The organism is Streptomyces humi (genome assembly GCF_001005085.2).
GTDB lineage: Bacteria > Actinomycetota > Actinomycetes > Streptomycetales > Streptomycetaceae > Streptomyces > Streptomyces humi.
In genome coordinates, this window is sequence record NZ_LBMU02000041.1 from 1 (window position 1) to 14,638 (window position 14,638).

Here is a 14,638-nt window from a genome sequence, read left to right on the forward strand (position 1 = left end):
GGTTTGGGGTGAGGGGTGGGGCCGGGGGGGGCGGTGGGGTTGTGGTCTCATACTGGCGTGGATGGTGTCGTCTCGGCCTTGGTCGCCATTGTGGGCACGTTGTTGGGGTCCACTGTCACGTACGTCTTCCAGCGCAACGCCTCCGCGCGGGAGCAGTTGTTCGTGAGTCAGCAGCAGCTTCGGGCGGACCGGATGGCGGTGTACAGCGACTTCGCCGGGGCGTTGACGGAGTTCCGGCGCGGGCAGCAGGACCGTTGGCATCGCAGGGACGAGGATCCCGACGGGTCCACCTACCCCGCAGCCCGTACGGAGGCGCACCGGCTCCGCGGGGTCGCCCTGCACGCGCTGTTCAGGGTTCAGCTCATAGCCGGTGCACGGCCGCTCATCGAGATCGCGCAGGAGGCCTACGCCCTGACGTCCGACCTGCACAAGGCGGCCGACAAGACGGAGCTGAGTGCGTACGGCGCGCGGGCGCGAGAGGTTCTGGAGCGGTTCGTCGAGCTTGCGTCGGTGGATGTGCAGTGACGCCGACGCCGACAGAGGCTCAGGGCAAGGGGAATGAGCGTAGTGAGGCGTGCGTCCGCGCTCTTACGATCAAGTGTCCGGCGTCGCCGTCCGGGACGATGAGCAGGGGGTGTTCGCCGTCCCTCGTCTGCGGGTACGGCGCCGACGTGCCCGGTGCGGCGGAGCCGGCCGCCCGTGGGCCGGCGTGCAGGTCGACGGTGATCACTCGGCCCCGTGCGGCGCGGTCGTTGCCAGGAGTGAACGTCACGAACCGGCGGCCGGTCAGGGCCGCTTCGTCCGTGGTGGCGTAGTAGCTCCACAGCTTGCGCCGGCTTTCGAGGTCGTACGCGTTCCAGTCGCCGGCGCTCGTGTCCTCCGCGGCGGCCTCGTACAACACCAGCACCCCGTCGGCGGAGATCAGTCCGCGCACCGGCTTGTCGATCGTGGTCTTGGGGGTCGGCAGGGGCCGGAGCGTGTTCGGGTCCAGGCGTCGTACGGGCGGGAAGACGTCCCCCGCGGAGAACGGGCTGCCGGTGCACACCAGGTAGTGGCCACCGGAGACCAGGTGCGGGCACTCGGCGCTCGCGGGACTGACGGCCACGGTGGCGCCGGTGCGGGCGTCGCGGGCGGTGACCCGGGTGCCGTCGGTGGTGTAGACGCGGCCCCGGAAGGCGGCGACGCCCTCACCTGGGTCCCAGGCGACAGCGCGGTGCCACAGTGCCGTGCCGTCGGACGCGCGTACGGCGTCGAGGACGGCGGCACCGGACGCGGGGTCGAACGCTCCGACGGCGTAGACGACTCCGTCCGCCGCGCCGAGGGCCACATAGGCGCCGCCGGAGGGCTGCCGGTGCGTCCACGCCCTCGCGCCCGTCCGCAGATCCGCCGCGCGCAGTACACCGGCGACGCCGGTCACGGCCCGTTCGTCGGCCGCGTCGACGACCAGGCCGGCACTCTTGCCGTGGTCGTTCGCGGGCACCGTCCAGGTGATACGGCCGTCGGCGCGGGAGCGCCCGACGAATCCGCCGGAGCCGGTCGCGCAGACGACCTGATGGGCCGTCGCCCCGCAGGTGCCGGCGGCCTCCGCCCGGGAGAGCGCGACGTCCCAGGCACGCCACGGGCCGGACACCGCGGACGACGTGGACCCCGAGGCGTCGGCCGACGCACCGTCGGAACCGTTCCGCCCGGTCGTCGAGCAACCGGCGCCCAGCAGGCCGCACAGCGCCAGGGCCGCCGCGAGTGCCGCCCCGCGTATCCCCCGTCGTCCCCGCACCTTCGCCTCCCCGCGAGCACGGCCCCGGACATGAGGCCGATCGGCCGGCAACGGTAGCAAGACGGGCCTGAGGGCACGTCACCCAGCAGCGGACCAGCAGTGGATCAGCAGCGGCCACACCGCCTCAGCAGCGACTTAACGACGGCCCAGCAACGCATCAGCAGCGGCCTAACACCGGCCCAGCAGCGCATCAGCGGCGCATCAGCAGCGGCTCAGCAGCGGCCACCGTGGACTTCGACGGGGCGGCCGTACGTCATGCGGGGCGTTTGCGGGCGGTCGTCTTCTTCGCCGTCGGCTTCTTCTCGGCCGCCGACGTCTTCTTGGCCGTCGTCTTCTTCGTCGTCGCCGACTTGCTCGCGGTCCTCTTCGCCGGTGTCTTCGCGGTCGTCTTCTTCGCCGTCGGCTTCTTCTTCGGCAGCTGTGTCACCTGCGCCGGCTCGCCGCGCGACTCCTTCGCCGCCCGGACGCTGTTCTCCAGGGCCGCCATCAGGTCGAGGACCTTGCCGGGCTTCGCCGGTTCGGGGGACTCCGGTGGGCTCTCGCCGGCTGCCTTCGCGGCGATGACCTCCTCCAGAGCCTCCCGGTACTCGTCGTGCAGGTCCTTCAGGTCGACCTCGCCGAGGGTGTCCATCAGGGCGTCCGCCAGGTCGAGTTCCTTGTCGCGGACGGTGACGCCGGAGTCGGGGGCGACGCCCTCGGGGGCGCGCACCTCGTCCGGCCAGAGCAGGCCGTGCATGGCGATGGCGTCGCCGACGACCCGGAGCATGCCGAGGCGTTCCCGGCCGCGCAGCGCGTACTTGGCGATGGCCACCTTGTTGCTGCGCTTCAGGGCCTCCCTGAGGAGGGTGTACGGCTTCGCCGCCGGGGCGCCGCTAGCGGCGAGGTAGTACGCGGCGTCCATCTGGAGCGGGTCGATCCGGTCGGCCGGGACGAACGCGACGATCTCGATCGTGCGGGCGGTGGGGATGGGCAGGTGGGACAGGTCCTCGTCGGTCACGGGGATGATCGTGCCGTCGGCGTCCTCGTACCCCTTGCCGATCTCCGACTGGGTGACCTCGCGGTCCTCCAGCTCGCAGAACTTGCGGTAGCGGATGCGGCCGTTGTCCTCGGTGTGCACCTGGCGGAAGGAGATCGAGTGGCTCTCCGTGGCGTTCACCAGCTTGATCGGGATGCTGACGAGACCGAAGGAGATCGCGCCGTTCCAGATGGATCGCACGTGCGGTTCCCTCCGTCCGTCCGACGTGACTTTTGTATGAGATTGTCATGGTATGACGCCGATCACGGAGGTGGAGGGGCGGCGGGTGGCGCTCAGCAACCTGGAGAAGGTGCTGTATCCGGCGACCGGCTTCACCAAGGGCGAGCTGCTGCACTACTACGCGACGACGGCCGGGGTGCTGCTGCCGCATCTGCGGGACCGGCCGGTGTCCTTCCTCCGGTACCCGGACGGTCCCGACGGCCAGGTGTTCTTCGCCAAGAACGTGCCGCCCGGTACGCCCGAATGGGTCACGACCGCCGAGGTGCGCCGGTCGGAGGGGGCCGCGCGGATGGTGCTGGTGCAGGATCTCCCGAGCCTGATGTGGGCGGCCAACCTGGTCACCGAGTTCCACACGCACCAGTGGGTCGCCCAGGCGCCGGACGAGGCCGACCGGATCGTCTTCGACCTGGACCCCGGGCCGCCCGCCACGGTCGTGCAGTGCTGCGAGGTCGCGCTGTGGCTGCGGGAGCGGCTGGCCGCGGACGGGATCGAGGCGTACGCGAAGACCGCCGGGTCGAAGGGGCTGCATCTGCTGGCCGGGGTGCGGGGGGCGAGCAGTGAGCGGGTCAGCGAGTACGCGAAGGCGCTGGCGGTGGAGGCGGAGCGGGCCATGCCGCGGCTGGTGGTGCACCGGATGACGCGGAGTCTGCGGCCCGCGAAGGTGTTCGTGGACTGGAGCCAGAACGCGGGGCGCAAGACGACGGCCGCCCCGTACACGGTGCGGGCACGGCGGGAGCCGACGGTGTCGGCGCCGGTGACCTGGGAGGAGGTCGCCGAGTGCCGGTCCGCGGGTCGGCTGGCGTTCCGGGCGCAGGACATCGCGCCGCGCCTCCAGGACCACGGGGACCTGCTGGCCCCCCTGCTGGACCGGGAGCACGCGGCACCCCTGCCATGAGCCGTGACCGACCAACCCGCCGTGAACGCCGAGCACACCGGCACACCGGCACACCGGGGCCGCCGTGAACGCCGGACGCGCCACGCACGCCGGGCACCCCAGACACACCGAGCGCGCCGGACACGCCGGGGGCGCCATGCACGCCGGGCGCGCCGGATACGCAATGCACGCCGGACACGCCATGCACGCCGAGCACGCCGGACGCGCCATGCACGCCGGACACGCCGAGCACGCCAGACACGGATTACCCGCCCACCCCCTCGCGGCCGACGGTGTCCTACACCCTCCCCCACGTATTGCGGTCCCGTGCGATCGCGTGGAGGGCCTCCGCGTCCGCCGGTTTCAGGACGCCGCCCAGGCGGGACAGGCCCTCCAGGTCCCGGTCGCGCAGGACGCGGGCCTCGCGGGGCGGGGCGAGCACCGTCACGTCCGCCGGTTCGATCAGGACCAGGATCGGTCGGACCTCGGCCGTGAGGGCGTACGACGCCCGGTCGGCGTCGGCCCGCAGCCGGCGGAGCAGCGGCTGCGCGTCGCGGCGGCCGAGGGTGACCATCGGGTCGGCGACCAGCACCTTCTGCCTGCGGGCGGGCAGCGCGTGCACGCAGAAGACGCCCCCGGGGCCGATCAGCAGGTGGTGGATGCGGCCGCCGCCGGGCAGCGGCACGGAGTGCAGGACGTGCCAGCCCGCGCCGTCCAGGCGGTCCAGGGCGTCACCGACGGTCTGTTCCGCGGCCAGGGCGCGGCGGCGCGGGTCGGGGCGGAGGCGGCGGGCCGGACCCGGGTCCCGTTCGAGGGCGACCAGCAGCGCCTCGCCGGGACGGTTGGGCGCCAGGTCGTCGTCCGGGTGCAGGGTCAGCCGGGCCAGCTCGGCGGGCGTGGGCACGGGTGGCGGGCCCACCGTGACCGGGCCGGTCAGGAAGGGGCGCAGGGTTTCGAGTACGTCGTCCAGGCGCTCCTCGCTGAGCAGGTTCACCCGGCCCGCCTCGCGGTCGTACCAGGCGATGTTCCTGCCGTCCGTGAGGCAGACGTACAGCCTCTCCTGACCGTGGCGCCAGGCCGGCACGACGCGCAGTCCGCTCATTGCGTCATCACCCCTCGTCCATGGGAACAGGCGGGGTGCTCCAGGGGCAAGAACCCGGCTACCTTTGACAGGGGTTGGCGCGCGCAGCGGGGAGGCGCCGGTGCGGATCCGTGGGGAGCAGTACGACGTCCCGGCTCCGGACAGTCCGTGGAGCGAGGTGCTGCCCGGGCTGTGGATGGGCGGCCATGAGTTCCGGGGGCGTTCGGGACGGCTGGAGTCCGCCGTGGTGCGCGGCGAGTTCGATCTGGTGCAGAGTCTGCTGCGGCTGCCGGGGCACGGGCCCGACCTGGGCGTGGAGCACCACGTGTGGCCGATACCCGACGGGCCGCTGGACGGTACGCAGCTGGCGGGGGTGATCCGGCTGGCCCGGGCGGCGAGCGAGGCCCTGGACACGGGGCGGTCGGTGCTGGTGCGCTGCTACAGCGGGTACAACCGGTCGGGGCTGGTGGTCGCGCAGGCCCTGCTGCACCAGGGGTGGACGGCCGAGGAGGCGATCCGGCTGGTGCGGGCCCGGCGCTCGCCGTGGGCGCTGCACAACGAGCTGTTCGTCGCCTATCTGCGGGCCGGTCTGTCCACCGCCCGTCTCCTCGAGGACCTCGCCGAGTAGCCTCTCCTCTGCACCGGCCCCCGCGGGTGCAGAACAGACTTCCGTGCGGATCAGCGTACGAAAAGGATCTACGTCCCCATACCCCGTCGTCCCCATACCCCGTCGTCCCCGAGCCAGGAGCAGCGTGCCGAGCCGTCGCCCCCGTCGCCTCCTTCGCGGCGCCGCCGTCGCGGCCGCCGTCGCCCTGTCGGCGGCGGTGGTGGCGGGCTGTGGCGACTCCGGCGGGCTGCTGGCGGCCGGGGCGACGCCGACCGCGATCAGTCCGGCGAAGCTCTGGCCCGACCTGCGGCCGGCGTCCAGCCCGGCCTGGCCGTACGACGTGGGCAGCACGGAGACCGTGAAGGGGGTCACCGTGCCCGGCGACGACATCCGCACGGTGGATCCGGTGGCCGTCGTACGGGCGGAGATCGCCTCCGACCCGGCGGACTACGGCGCCAAGGGGACGTACCACGAGACCACGGACCGCATGAAGTCGTGCGGGGCGCACGGCGGCGGCGCCCGGTGTCCGCTGCTCAAGCCCTACTACCGGGACCTCACCGGGGACGGCCGGGACGAGCTGACGCTCGGCTTCCGGCTGTACCCGACGAACCAGACCGCGTTGCGCGTCTACACCGTCGAGAGGCACCGGCTGGTGCAGGTGCTCGACGACAACGACGCGATCATCGGCGTCGAGCTGGCCGGGCGGACGGTGATCGTGCGGTCGCCCGCCGGGATCAGCGGCTACGAGTACCGGACGACCTGGGCGTGGGACCCGGAGCAGCGGACGATGGTGTTCTCCCGGGACGAGTTCCTGCGTACGGGCAGGCTGCGGCACCACCGCACCCCGGCCCCGGCCCCGGCCCCGGCTCCGACCCCGACCCCGACGCCGGTTCTGACCCCCAGCTCGGACCTCACCGCCCCCACCTCGACCCCCGACCCCGGTCCGTCGGCCTCGGCGGGTGCCCGGTGAGGCTTCCGCACTGGGCCGGGACGCTGGCGGCGAAGTCGGCCGCGTTCATCACGGTGATGTGCTGTGCGCTGGCCGCGCTGCTCGGCGTCCTCGTCCATGTGTCGGTCACCGACCAGACCGTCGCGCAGGCGCGCGACCAGGCGCTGTCCCGGCTCGCGGAGGCGACGGGCGACTTCGAGGCCGGGGACACCCTGGTACCGGAGGCCAGGGTCGACCCGCGGGGGCTGCCGTCGCCGCTGCGGGCGCTGGCACTGGCCGGGCGGCGCGGCACGATGGTCTCCGAGGACGACGGCCGCCCCCTCATGTGGGCGGCGGGTCCGGCCGACCGCGACCGGGTCCTCGCGGTGGCCGTCGACTACTCCCAGCAGGCGCGCACCATCGCCGCGCTGGACCGCTCCATCCTCTGGTCGTCGGCCCTGGCCATCGGGGCGACACTGCTGGTCGGCGCGTTCGCGGTGACCCGGGTGACCCGGCGGCTGCACGGCACCGCGCAGGTGGCGCGGCGGATCAGCGCCGGCGATCTGGACGCGCGGGTGGACGACCCCCGTACGAAGGATCCGACCCGGCCGCAGGACGAGGTGGCCGCGGTCGCCGCCGCGCTGGACGGCATGGCCGCGTCGCTACAGGGCAAGCTGCTGAGCGAGCAGCGGTTCACGGCCGATGTGGCGCACGAGCTGCGGACCCCGCTGACGGGACTGCACGCGGCGGCGGAGCTGCTGCCGCCGGGACGGCCGACGGAGCTGGTCCGGGACCGGGTGGCCGCGCTGCGCACGCTGACCGAGGACCTGCTGGAGATCTCCCGTCTCGACACGGGCCGGGAGCGGCTGGAGACCGACGCGGAGGCGCTGGGCGCGCTGGCCGAACGGGTGGTGCAGGCGTCCGGGACGGAGACCGAGGTGAAGGTCGTCCGGGACGTGTGGGTGGAGACCGACCGGCGGCGGCTGGAGCGGGTGCTGGGGAACCTGGTGGCCAACGCGCACCGGCACGGGCGCGGGCCGGTGGTGCTGACGGTGGAGGGCAAGGAGGTCACCGTGCGGGACCGCGGGGACGGGTTCCCCGAGTACCTGGTGGCCCACGGTCCGCAGCGGTTCCGGACGGAGGGCGGTTCCAAGGGGCACGGGCTGGGGCTGACGATCGCGGCGGGGCAGGCGGAGGTGCTGGGCGCGCGGCTGTCCTTCGCCAACGCGCTCGACGGGGGTGCGGTGGCGGTACTGACGCTCCCGTAGGGGGTGCGGTGGCGGTACTGACGCTCCCGTAGGGGGTGCGGTGACGTTCTGACGTGCCCATAGGGGGTGCAGTGACGTTCTGACACTCCCCTAGGGGGGTGCGGTGGCGTTCTGACGCTCCCGTGGGGGCGCGGGTGCGTGGCGCGACTGCGGGAGCGCGGGGGTTGCTCGCGCAGTTCCCCGCGCCCCTGAAGGAAAGGGTCGCTGTCGTGCGCCCCTTCAGGGGCGCGGGGAACTGCGCGACCGGCCCCCATCGGCCCGCACCCGGACCACCACCCGCGCCGCGCGCGACATCGACACCCTCGGCCGCACGCCACGCTGGTGGCGACTCGCAGGGCGCTCAAGTCGCACTATTTGGGTAAGTTCCGGGCATGACCAAGGCCGGAACCACCCTGGCGGCAGAAAAGGCCCCCGCCTCCCCCGAACGTCTCCCCCGGCGCCGGGGTGTCGAACTCGCCCTGATCGTGCTGGCCGTGCTGCTCTCCGTGTACGGCTACTGCGCGGTCGGTCTTGCCAGGACCGGCTCCGTCCCGCCCGGCGCCGCCGGTTACGGAGCCGGCCTCGGGATCCTCGCGCTCGTCGCCCATCTCGCCGTACGCCTGCGCGCTCCGTACGCCGATCCGCTGCCGCTGCCGATCGGGGTGCTGCTGAACGGACTGGGTCTGGTCCTGATCTACCGGCTGGACCTGGAGACCCCGGGTGACCGCGCGGCCCCCGCCCAACTCGTCTGGTCCACCCTGGGCGTCGGCTTCTTCATCCTGGTCGTGCTGATGCTGCGCGACCACCGCGTCCTCCAGCGCTACGCGTACGTCTGCGTGGCCGCCGCCCTCGTCCTGCTGCTGCTCCCGATCTTCTTCCCGGCCGTCAACGGAGCCCGGATCTGGGTCCGGATCGCCGGATTCTCCCTCCAGCCCAGCGAGTTCGCGAAGGTGCTGCTCGCGGTGTTCTTCGCCGCGTACCTGGCCGCCAACCGCAACGCGCTCGCCTACGCGGGCCGCCGGCTGTGGTTCATGCAGTTCCCGACGGGGCGGGTGCTGGGCCCGATCGTCACCATCTGGCTGGTGAGCGTCGGGGTGCTGATCCTGGAACGTGACCTGGGCACCTCGCTGCTCTTCTTCGGCCTGTTCGTGGTCATGCTGTACGTCGCCACCGGGCGTACCGGCTGGATCGCCGTCGGCCTGCTGCTCGCCGTGTTCGGCGCGGTCGCCGTCGGCCGCCTGGAACCGCACGTGCACGGCCGTATCGAGGACTGGCTGCATCCGTTCGCCTCGGTCGACGCGGGGCAGGGGCCGAACCAACTCGCCCAGTCCCTCTTCGCGTTCGCCGCCGGCGGGGTGCTCGGCGCCGGGCTCGGCCTCGGCCACTCCGTCCTCATCGGCTTCGCCGCCAAGTCGGACTTCATCCTGGCCACCGCGGGCGAGGAACTCGGCCTCGCCGGTCTCTCCGCGGTCTTCCTGCTCTACGGTCTGCTCGTCGAACGCGGCTACCGGGCCGGCCTCGCCCTGCGCGACCCCTTCGCGCGGCTCCTCGCGGTGGGGCTGGCCTCGATCGTCGCCCTCCAGGTGTTCGTGATCGCGGGCGGGGTGACGGGCCTGATCCCGCTGACCGGCATGGCCATGCCGTTCCTCGCCCAGGGCGGCTCCTCGGTCGTCACCAACTGGGCGATCGTCGCCCTGCTGATCCGGGTGAGCGACTCGGCCCGCAGGCACTACGACGGGCGGGTGGCGCCGTGAGCCGGCAGCAGGGGACCGCCGCGTACGTCCGCCGCGCCCGCGCCCTGTGCGCCCTGCTGCTGTTCGCGCTCCTCGTCAACGCCGGGCGCGTCCAGATCGTGCAGGCCCCCTCCTACGACGGCAACCCGGCCAACCGCCGGGCCACGATCGCCCGTTACGGCCTGCCCCGGGGGGACATCCTGGTCGGCGGCGAGACGGTCACCGGATCCCGGGACAGCCGGGAGCAGCTGCGCTACGAACGCACCTATCCGCAGGGCCCGTTGTACGCCCCGGTCACCGGGTTCGCCTCCCAGCTGTACGGCACGACGTTCCTGGAGCACTCCGAGGACGGCCTGCTCGCCGGCACCGACCCGCTGCTGTCGCCGTTCCCGCTGTGGCACGACGGCAGCCGGGTGCCGACCCCCGGCGGGAACGTGGTGACCACCCTGAACCGGTACGCCCAGGAGGCCGCCTTCCGCGGTCTGGGCACCCGCAAGGGCGCGGTGGCCGCGATCGAACCGGCGACCGGCCGGATCCTCGCCCTGGTCTCCACGCCGTCCTACGACCCCTCCGAACTGTCCGGCAACGGCAGGCGGGTGGCAGCGGCCTGGGCTCGGCTCAACGACGACCCGGAGAAGCCGATGCTCAACCGGGCGGTACGGCAGACGTATCCGCCGGGCTCGACGTTCAAGGTGGTCACCGCGGCCGCCGCCCTGGACGCCGGGGTGGTCACCGACCTGGACGCGCCGACCGACTCCCCCGACCCCTACCGGCTGCCCGGCACCACGACCCGGCTGACCAACGAGGGGGACGGCTGCCGGGACGCCTCGCTGCGGGAGGCCTTCGAGTGGTCGTGCAACACGGTCTTCGCGAAACTGGGCGTGGACGTGGGGGTCGCGGACATGACGACGGTGGCCCAGGGGTTCGGCTTCAACGACACGCAGCTGCGGATCCCGTTCTCGGCCGCGCCCAGCACCTTCGACACCAGCGTGGACAGGGCGCAGCTGGCGCTGTCGTCGATCGGGCAGTACAACACCCGAGCCACCCCGCTGCAAATGGCGATGGTCTCGGCCGCGGTGGCGGACGGGGGGATGGTCCGGCCGCCGTATCTCGTGGAGCGGACCGAGCGGCCGACCGGTGAGACGGTGGGCACGGGCGGCGCGGGCCCGGTGCGGCAGGTGATGAGCCCCTCGACGGCGGTGCGCATGAAGGAGCTCATGGTCGACGTGGTCCAGGAGGGCACCGGCGGCAACGCGGCGATCCGCGGCGCCACGGTCGGCGGCAAGACCGGCACCGCGCAGCACGGGGTCGGCAACTCCGGGGTGCCGTACGCCTGGTTCGTGTCCTGGGCGCAGGCGGACACCGACGTGGAGCCGAAGGTGGCGGTGGCGGTGGTGGTCGAGGACGCGGCGGCCGACCGCGGGGAGATCAGCGGGGGCGGGGACGCGGCGCCGATCGCCAGGGCGGTGATGCGGGCGGTGCTCGGGTTCTGAACCAGGACCGCCCACTCCCCGCTCGCGACCGCGCCCGGGTTCTGAACCGGGACCGCCCGCCCCCGCTCGCGACCGCGCCCGGGTTCTGAACCAGGACCGCCCCCCCGCCCCCGCTCGCGGCCCCGCTCGCGGTAGACGCGGCGTCAACAAGTCGTGCGCGGGGGATTGACCGTCTTGCTGACACGCGGTCTCATAAGAGCGGACGACGACGTACCCCCGGGTAACGAGGTGAGGGAGCCATGACGACCCTGACGGAAGCCGACGCGGTCGACGGACTGCGGGACGCGCTCGGCCTGCTCAAGGACCGCGAACAGGTGGCCGAACGGCTGCTCGTCTCCTCCGCGAAGCACTCCTTCGACCCGGACAAGGAGCTGGACTGGGACGCGCCCTTCGAGGACGGCAAGTGGTTCTGGCCGCCGGAGCTGGTGTCGCTCTACGACACGCCGATGTGGAAGCGGATGAGCGAGGAGCAGCGGATCCTGCTGTCGCAGCACGAGGCCTCGGCGCTGGCCTCGCTCGGCATCTGGTTCGAGCTGATCCTGATGCAGCTGCTGGTCCGGCACATCTACGACAAGGCGGCGACGTCCGCGCACGTGCGCTACGCGCTGACCGAGATCGAGGACGAGTGCCGGCACTCGAAGATGTTCGCCCGGCTGATCGAGCGCGGGGACGCGCCCTGGTACCCGGTGAGCCGGGCCCACCAGAACCTGGGGCGGCTGTTCAAGACGATCTCGACCACGCCCGGGTCGTTCACGGCGACCCTGCTGGGCGAGGAGGTCCTGGACTGGATGCAGCGGCTGACCTTCCCCGACGAGCGGGTGCAGACGCTGGTGCGGGGGGTCACCCGGATCCACGTGGTGGAGGAGGCCCGGCATGTGCGGTACGCCCGTGAGGAGCTGCGGCGGCAGATGGTGACCGCTCCGCGGTGGTCGCAGGAGTTCACCCGGGTGACCTCGGGCGAGTTCGCGCGGGTGTTCTCCGTGGCGTTCGTCAATCCCGAGGTCTACACGAACGTGGGGCTGGACCGGCGGGAGGCCGTGGCGCAGGTGCGGGCGAGCGGGCATCGGCGGGAGGTCATGCAGACCGGCGCGAAGCGACTGACCGACTTCCTGGATGACATCGGGGTCCTCCGGGGGGCCGGGCGGCGGTTGTGGAAGAGCTCGGGGCTGCTGGCTTGAGGGTCGGGTGCGGGTGCGTGGGGGTTGTTCGCGCAGTTCCTCCCCCAGCCTTCGGCCGGGGGTACCCCCAGCGCCCCTAGGTCGATTCAGGTCTCGTCTGCTGTGAGGTGCCGAAGCTTTCGTCCGGGCCCTCCGTCGCCGCCTTCGGGATGGCCGGCGGTGCGTAGTGGGCCAACGGCCTTGCCTTCGGGTCCGGGCGTACCGCGCCCAGGATGGGGTTGGCGGCGATCGGGGAGACCTTGATCCTCGCGCCGGGGCGGGGCGCCTGGACCACCTTGCCGTCGCCCAGGTAGAGGGCCACGTGGGTGGCCTCGGGGAAGTAGACGACCAGGTCGCCCGGTCGCAGCCGGTTCAGCGGGACGTGCGGGAGGCCGGCCCACTGCTCCTGGCTGGTGCGCGGGATGGCGGTGCCCGCGTGGTCCCAGGCCTGTGAGGTGAGGCCCGAGCAGTCGTAGGACTTCGGGCCCGCCGCGCCCCACTGGTAGGGCTTGCCCAGCTGCCGCACCGCGTAGCGCACCGCGCGGTCGCCCTCCTGGGACGGCGGGAGCGTGGTGGCGCTCAGGGCGCCGGAGGCGGTCAGGGCGCGCTGGGCGGCCGCCGTGTCCGCCTGCTCCAAGGCGGCGACGGCGGTGAGCTGGGCGGGCGTGAGGGCCGCCAGCATGCGCTCCACGTCGGACAGCCGGGCCCGGACCTCGTCGCGCTGCTTCTTCTGGGCCTCGGCGAGGGTGAGCCGGGTGTCGAGCGCCTTGCGGGCCTTGCGGGCCAGGTCGGCCCGCTTGCGCTCGTCGTCCGCGAGACGCCCCACCGTCCGGGCCCGCTCGCGGGCCAGCCGGCCGATGACATGCCCCTCGTCGAGCGCGTGCTGGGGATCACGGGCGAGGAGCAGCCGGACGTACGGGGAGATCCCGGTGGTGCTCTGGTACTGCTCGCGGGCCAGCCGGCCGGCGTCGGTCCTGCTGGTGCTCAGCGAGCGCCGGGCCCGGGCCAGCTGGTCCTCCAGGCGGGCCACCTCGGCGCGCTGGCGCCGCAGCCGTTCGTCGGCCGCGTTGTAGCTCTCGGTGGCCTGTTCGGTCCCCCGGTACAGCCTCTGAAGGTCCGTCAGCAGTTCGGCCACCGGACGGTCGGGGCCCGGCGCGGCGAGTGCGGGCGCCGGCGCGAGCACGGCCTGGACCGCCACCGCGACCGCCCCGGCCAGGCGCAGAAACCTCTCTGACACGTCATCACCTCCGATGCCGGACGGCCCTTCCGTACGGCATCGCGATCATCAGACGTGATAATCAGATAGGTTTGCTGGCTTCGCGCGGCGTGTGTGCGCGGTTCGGCGCACATCTGTCACCCGTCGGTGTGATCCGGCTTGGACCACGGCCACTTCGGCCTGCCGCCGCCGGTGCCGCCGCCCCTGCCCGTCTCGTCGTACACGTACTTCCACCCCTGGGTCAGCCCCAGACGCCTGCTCCGACCGCGCGGGACACGGCGGTAGACCAGGACCGTCGGCGGGCCGCCGGCCGCGTCCGGGACCGGGATGCGGTACGTCTTCGGGGGGTGGCCGGTCATGCCGAGCAGCACGGGGAGCACCCGCCCGTCCATGGGGCCGCCCTCGAAGGGGGTGTCCTGACTCTTCACGGCACCAGTCTCAGCCATCCGCCGCGAGGGCGTCGACGAGGGCGGCCGTCTGCGGGTCGCGGCGCGCGGTCACGCTCAGTACGGCGACGAACTGGTCCACCAGCCAGTCCCGCAGCTCCGCCACGGGCGGCTGCTTCTCCTCGTCCAGCCAGATCAGGGAGGCCGCCTCGACCGCGGTGATCCACATCCGGACGGTCATCCGGAGCCGCGGACCGGGGTCGGCGACGCCGAGGTGGCTCAGGATGTGCCGCGCGGCGGCCCGGCGCACGCCGTCCACGATCGCCGTCGTCCGCGAGGTCTCCACCACGCTGCCGCCCTGGAGCAGGGCGCTGAAACCGGCGTCGTGCTGGTCGACGAAGGCCAGGTAGCGGTCGAGGGCCCGGGACAGGCGGGGCAGCAGCGGGCCCTCGCGGGGTTCGTCGAAGCACTGCTCCAGCTCCTCGGCGGCCGAGCGCAGGGCGGCCTCGTAGAGCTGCTGCTTGCCGCCGGGGAAGTACCGGTAGACCAGCGGGCGGGAGACCCCGGCCGCCTCCGCCACGTCGTCCAGGGAGACGTCCTCGGGCACGCGGTGCGCGAAGAGGGAGAGGGCCGCGTCGAGCAGCTGGCTGCGCCGCTCCTCGACGGACAGCCTGCGGTAGGCGGGGGTGGCGGCCTGCGGGGTCATATGTGCAGGGTATGTGTTCCGCCGATGGTGCCGCGATGGGTGGTGGTCGGGTGCGGCACCGTAGTGGCTGGTCGCGCAGTTCCCCGCGCCCCTGCGGGGGCGCACCGCGGCGCCCCTTCTCTCAAGGCGCGGGGAACTGCGCGAGCGACCACCACGCACCCGCGGCCGAAATCCGGCCCGA

At 73.0% G+C, this 14,638-nt stretch carries 14 protein-coding genes; 8 read left to right on the forward strand and 6 right to left on the reverse strand.

The annotated features are described in order from the left end of the window. Positions 1-102: 102 nt before the first annotated feature. Positions 103-525, forward strand: coding sequence for a hypothetical protein (locus AAW13_RS19370; protein ID WP_240528657.1), 423 nt, complete (start codon positions 103-105; stop codon positions 523-525). 19 nt (positions 526-544) lie between these two features. Here AAW13_RS19370 and AAW13_RS19375 read toward each other — a convergent pair whose 3' ends face one another. Continuing rightward, entirely contained in the window at positions 545-1,774 is a 1,230-nt protein-coding gene (locus AAW13_RS19375) for a PQQ-like beta-propeller repeat protein (protein WP_240528658.1), read from the reverse strand. 253 nt (positions 1,775-2,027) lie between these two features. Beyond that, the gene (ku, locus tag AAW13_RS19380; protein ID WP_046731928.1) at positions 2,028-2,990 is read right to left on the reverse strand and encodes a non-homologous end joining protein Ku; all 963 of its coding nucleotides are present in this window, start codon (positions 2,988-2,990) and stop codon (positions 2,028-2,030) included. A 52-nt stretch (positions 2,991-3,042) separates the two neighbouring features. Here ku and ligD point away from each other — a divergent pair, with 52 nt between their 5' ends. Beyond that, positions 3,043-3,924 carry a non-homologous end-joining DNA ligase gene (gene ligD / locus AAW13_RS19385; protein ID WP_046731927.1) on the forward strand — a complete coding sequence of 294 codons (882 nt, stop codon included), beginning with the start codon at positions 3,043-3,045 and terminating at the stop codon, positions 3,922-3,924. A gap of 277 nt (positions 3,925-4,201) precedes the next feature. On the opposite strand, the gene AAW13_RS19395 is transcribed toward ligD, so the two are convergent. Next, entirely contained in the window at positions 4,202-5,005 is an 804-nt protein-coding gene (locus tag AAW13_RS19395; protein ID WP_046731926.1) for a nuclease-related domain-containing protein, read from the reverse strand. Between the two features lie 100 nt (positions 5,006-5,105). Between AAW13_RS19395 and AAW13_RS19400 the strand changes: the two genes are divergently transcribed. The 6 genes from AAW13_RS19400 (at position 5,106) to AAW13_RS19425 (ending at position 12,170) form a co-directional block, all read left to right on the forward strand. Next, entirely contained in the window at positions 5,106-5,612 is a 507-nt protein-coding gene (locus tag AAW13_RS19400; protein ID WP_046731925.1) for a protein-tyrosine phosphatase family protein, read from the forward strand. Positions 5,613-5,736: 124 nt separating this feature from the next. Continuing rightward, complete coding sequence (locus AAW13_RS19405) at positions 5,737-6,561, forward strand: hypothetical protein (protein WP_046731924.1); 825 nt, start codon at positions 5,737-5,739, stop codon at positions 6,559-6,561. Between the two features lie 56 nt (positions 6,562-6,617). Continuing rightward, a complete protein-coding gene (locus AAW13_RS19410; RefSeq protein WP_079178869.1) occupies positions 6,618-7,787 on the forward strand; it encodes an ATP-binding protein in 1,170 nt (389 codons plus the stop codon). Positions 7,788-8,158: 371 nt separating this feature from the next. Then, positions 8,159-9,520: an FtsW/RodA/SpoVE family cell cycle protein gene (locus tag AAW13_RS19415; RefSeq protein ID WP_046731922.1), complete on the forward strand. Its 1,362-nt coding sequence runs from the start codon at positions 8,159-8,161 to the stop codon at positions 9,518-9,520. Continuing rightward, positions 9,517-10,992: a peptidoglycan D,D-transpeptidase FtsI family protein gene (locus AAW13_RS19420; protein WP_046731921.1), complete on the forward strand. Its 1,476-nt coding sequence runs from the start codon at positions 9,517-9,519 to the stop codon at positions 10,990-10,992. The genes AAW13_RS19415 and AAW13_RS19420 overlap by 4 nt, the downstream gene beginning before the upstream one ends. Positions 10,993-11,231: 239 nt before the next feature. Then, positions 11,232-12,170: an AurF N-oxygenase family protein gene (locus AAW13_RS19425; RefSeq protein WP_046731920.1), complete on the forward strand. Its 939-nt coding sequence runs from the start codon at positions 11,232-11,234 to the stop codon at positions 12,168-12,170. A 76-nt stretch (positions 12,171-12,246) separates the two neighbouring features. Here AAW13_RS19425 and AAW13_RS19430 read toward each other — a convergent pair whose 3' ends face one another. From AAW13_RS19430 to AAW13_RS19440, 3 genes are all read right to left on the reverse strand, one after another. Next, a complete protein-coding gene (locus AAW13_RS19430) occupies positions 12,247-13,386 on the reverse strand; it encodes a C40 family peptidase (protein WP_046731919.1) in 1,140 nt (379 codons plus the stop codon). Between the two features lie 116 nt (positions 13,387-13,502). After that, positions 13,503-13,811: a hypothetical protein gene (locus AAW13_RS19435; RefSeq protein WP_206306240.1), complete on the reverse strand. Its 309-nt coding sequence runs from the start codon at positions 13,809-13,811 to the stop codon at positions 13,503-13,505. After that, positions 13,804-14,457: a TetR/AcrR family transcriptional regulator gene (locus AAW13_RS19440; protein WP_046731917.1), complete on the reverse strand. Its 654-nt coding sequence runs from the start codon at positions 14,455-14,457 to the stop codon at positions 13,804-13,806. Before AAW13_RS19440 ends, AAW13_RS19435 begins: the two co-directional genes overlap by 8 nt. Positions 14,458-14,638: the final 181 nt, after the last annotated feature.

What these genes read in the sequence shown, in the direction of transcription:
- ligD (WP_046731927.1), top strand. Translation starts at nt 3,043, where the DNA reads ATGACGCCGATCACGGAGGTGGAGGGGCGGCGGGTGGCGCTCAGCAAC.
- AAW13_RS19395 (WP_046731926.1), bottom strand. Translation starts at nt 5,005, where the DNA reads ATGAGCGGACTGCGCGTCGTGCCGGCCTGGCGCCACGGTCAGGAGAGG.
- AAW13_RS19410 (WP_079178869.1), top strand. Translation starts at nt 6,618, where the DNA reads ATGTGCTGTGCGCTGGCCGCGCTGCTCGGCGTCCTCGTCCATGTGTCG.
- AAW13_RS19415 (WP_046731922.1), top strand. Translation starts at nt 8,159, where the DNA reads ATGACCAAGGCCGGAACCACCCTGGCGGCAGAAAAGGCCCCCGCCTCC.
- AAW13_RS19425 (WP_046731920.1), top strand. Translation starts at nt 11,232, where the DNA reads ATGACGACCCTGACGGAAGCCGACGCGGTCGACGGACTGCGGGACGCG.
- AAW13_RS19435 (WP_206306240.1), bottom strand. Translation starts at nt 13,811, where the DNA reads ATGGCTGAGACTGGTGCCGTGAAGAGTCAGGACACCCCCTTCGAGGGC.
- AAW13_RS19440 (WP_046731917.1), bottom strand. Translation starts at nt 14,457, where the DNA reads ATGACCCCGCAGGCCGCCACCCCCGCCTACCGCAGGCTGTCCGTCGAG.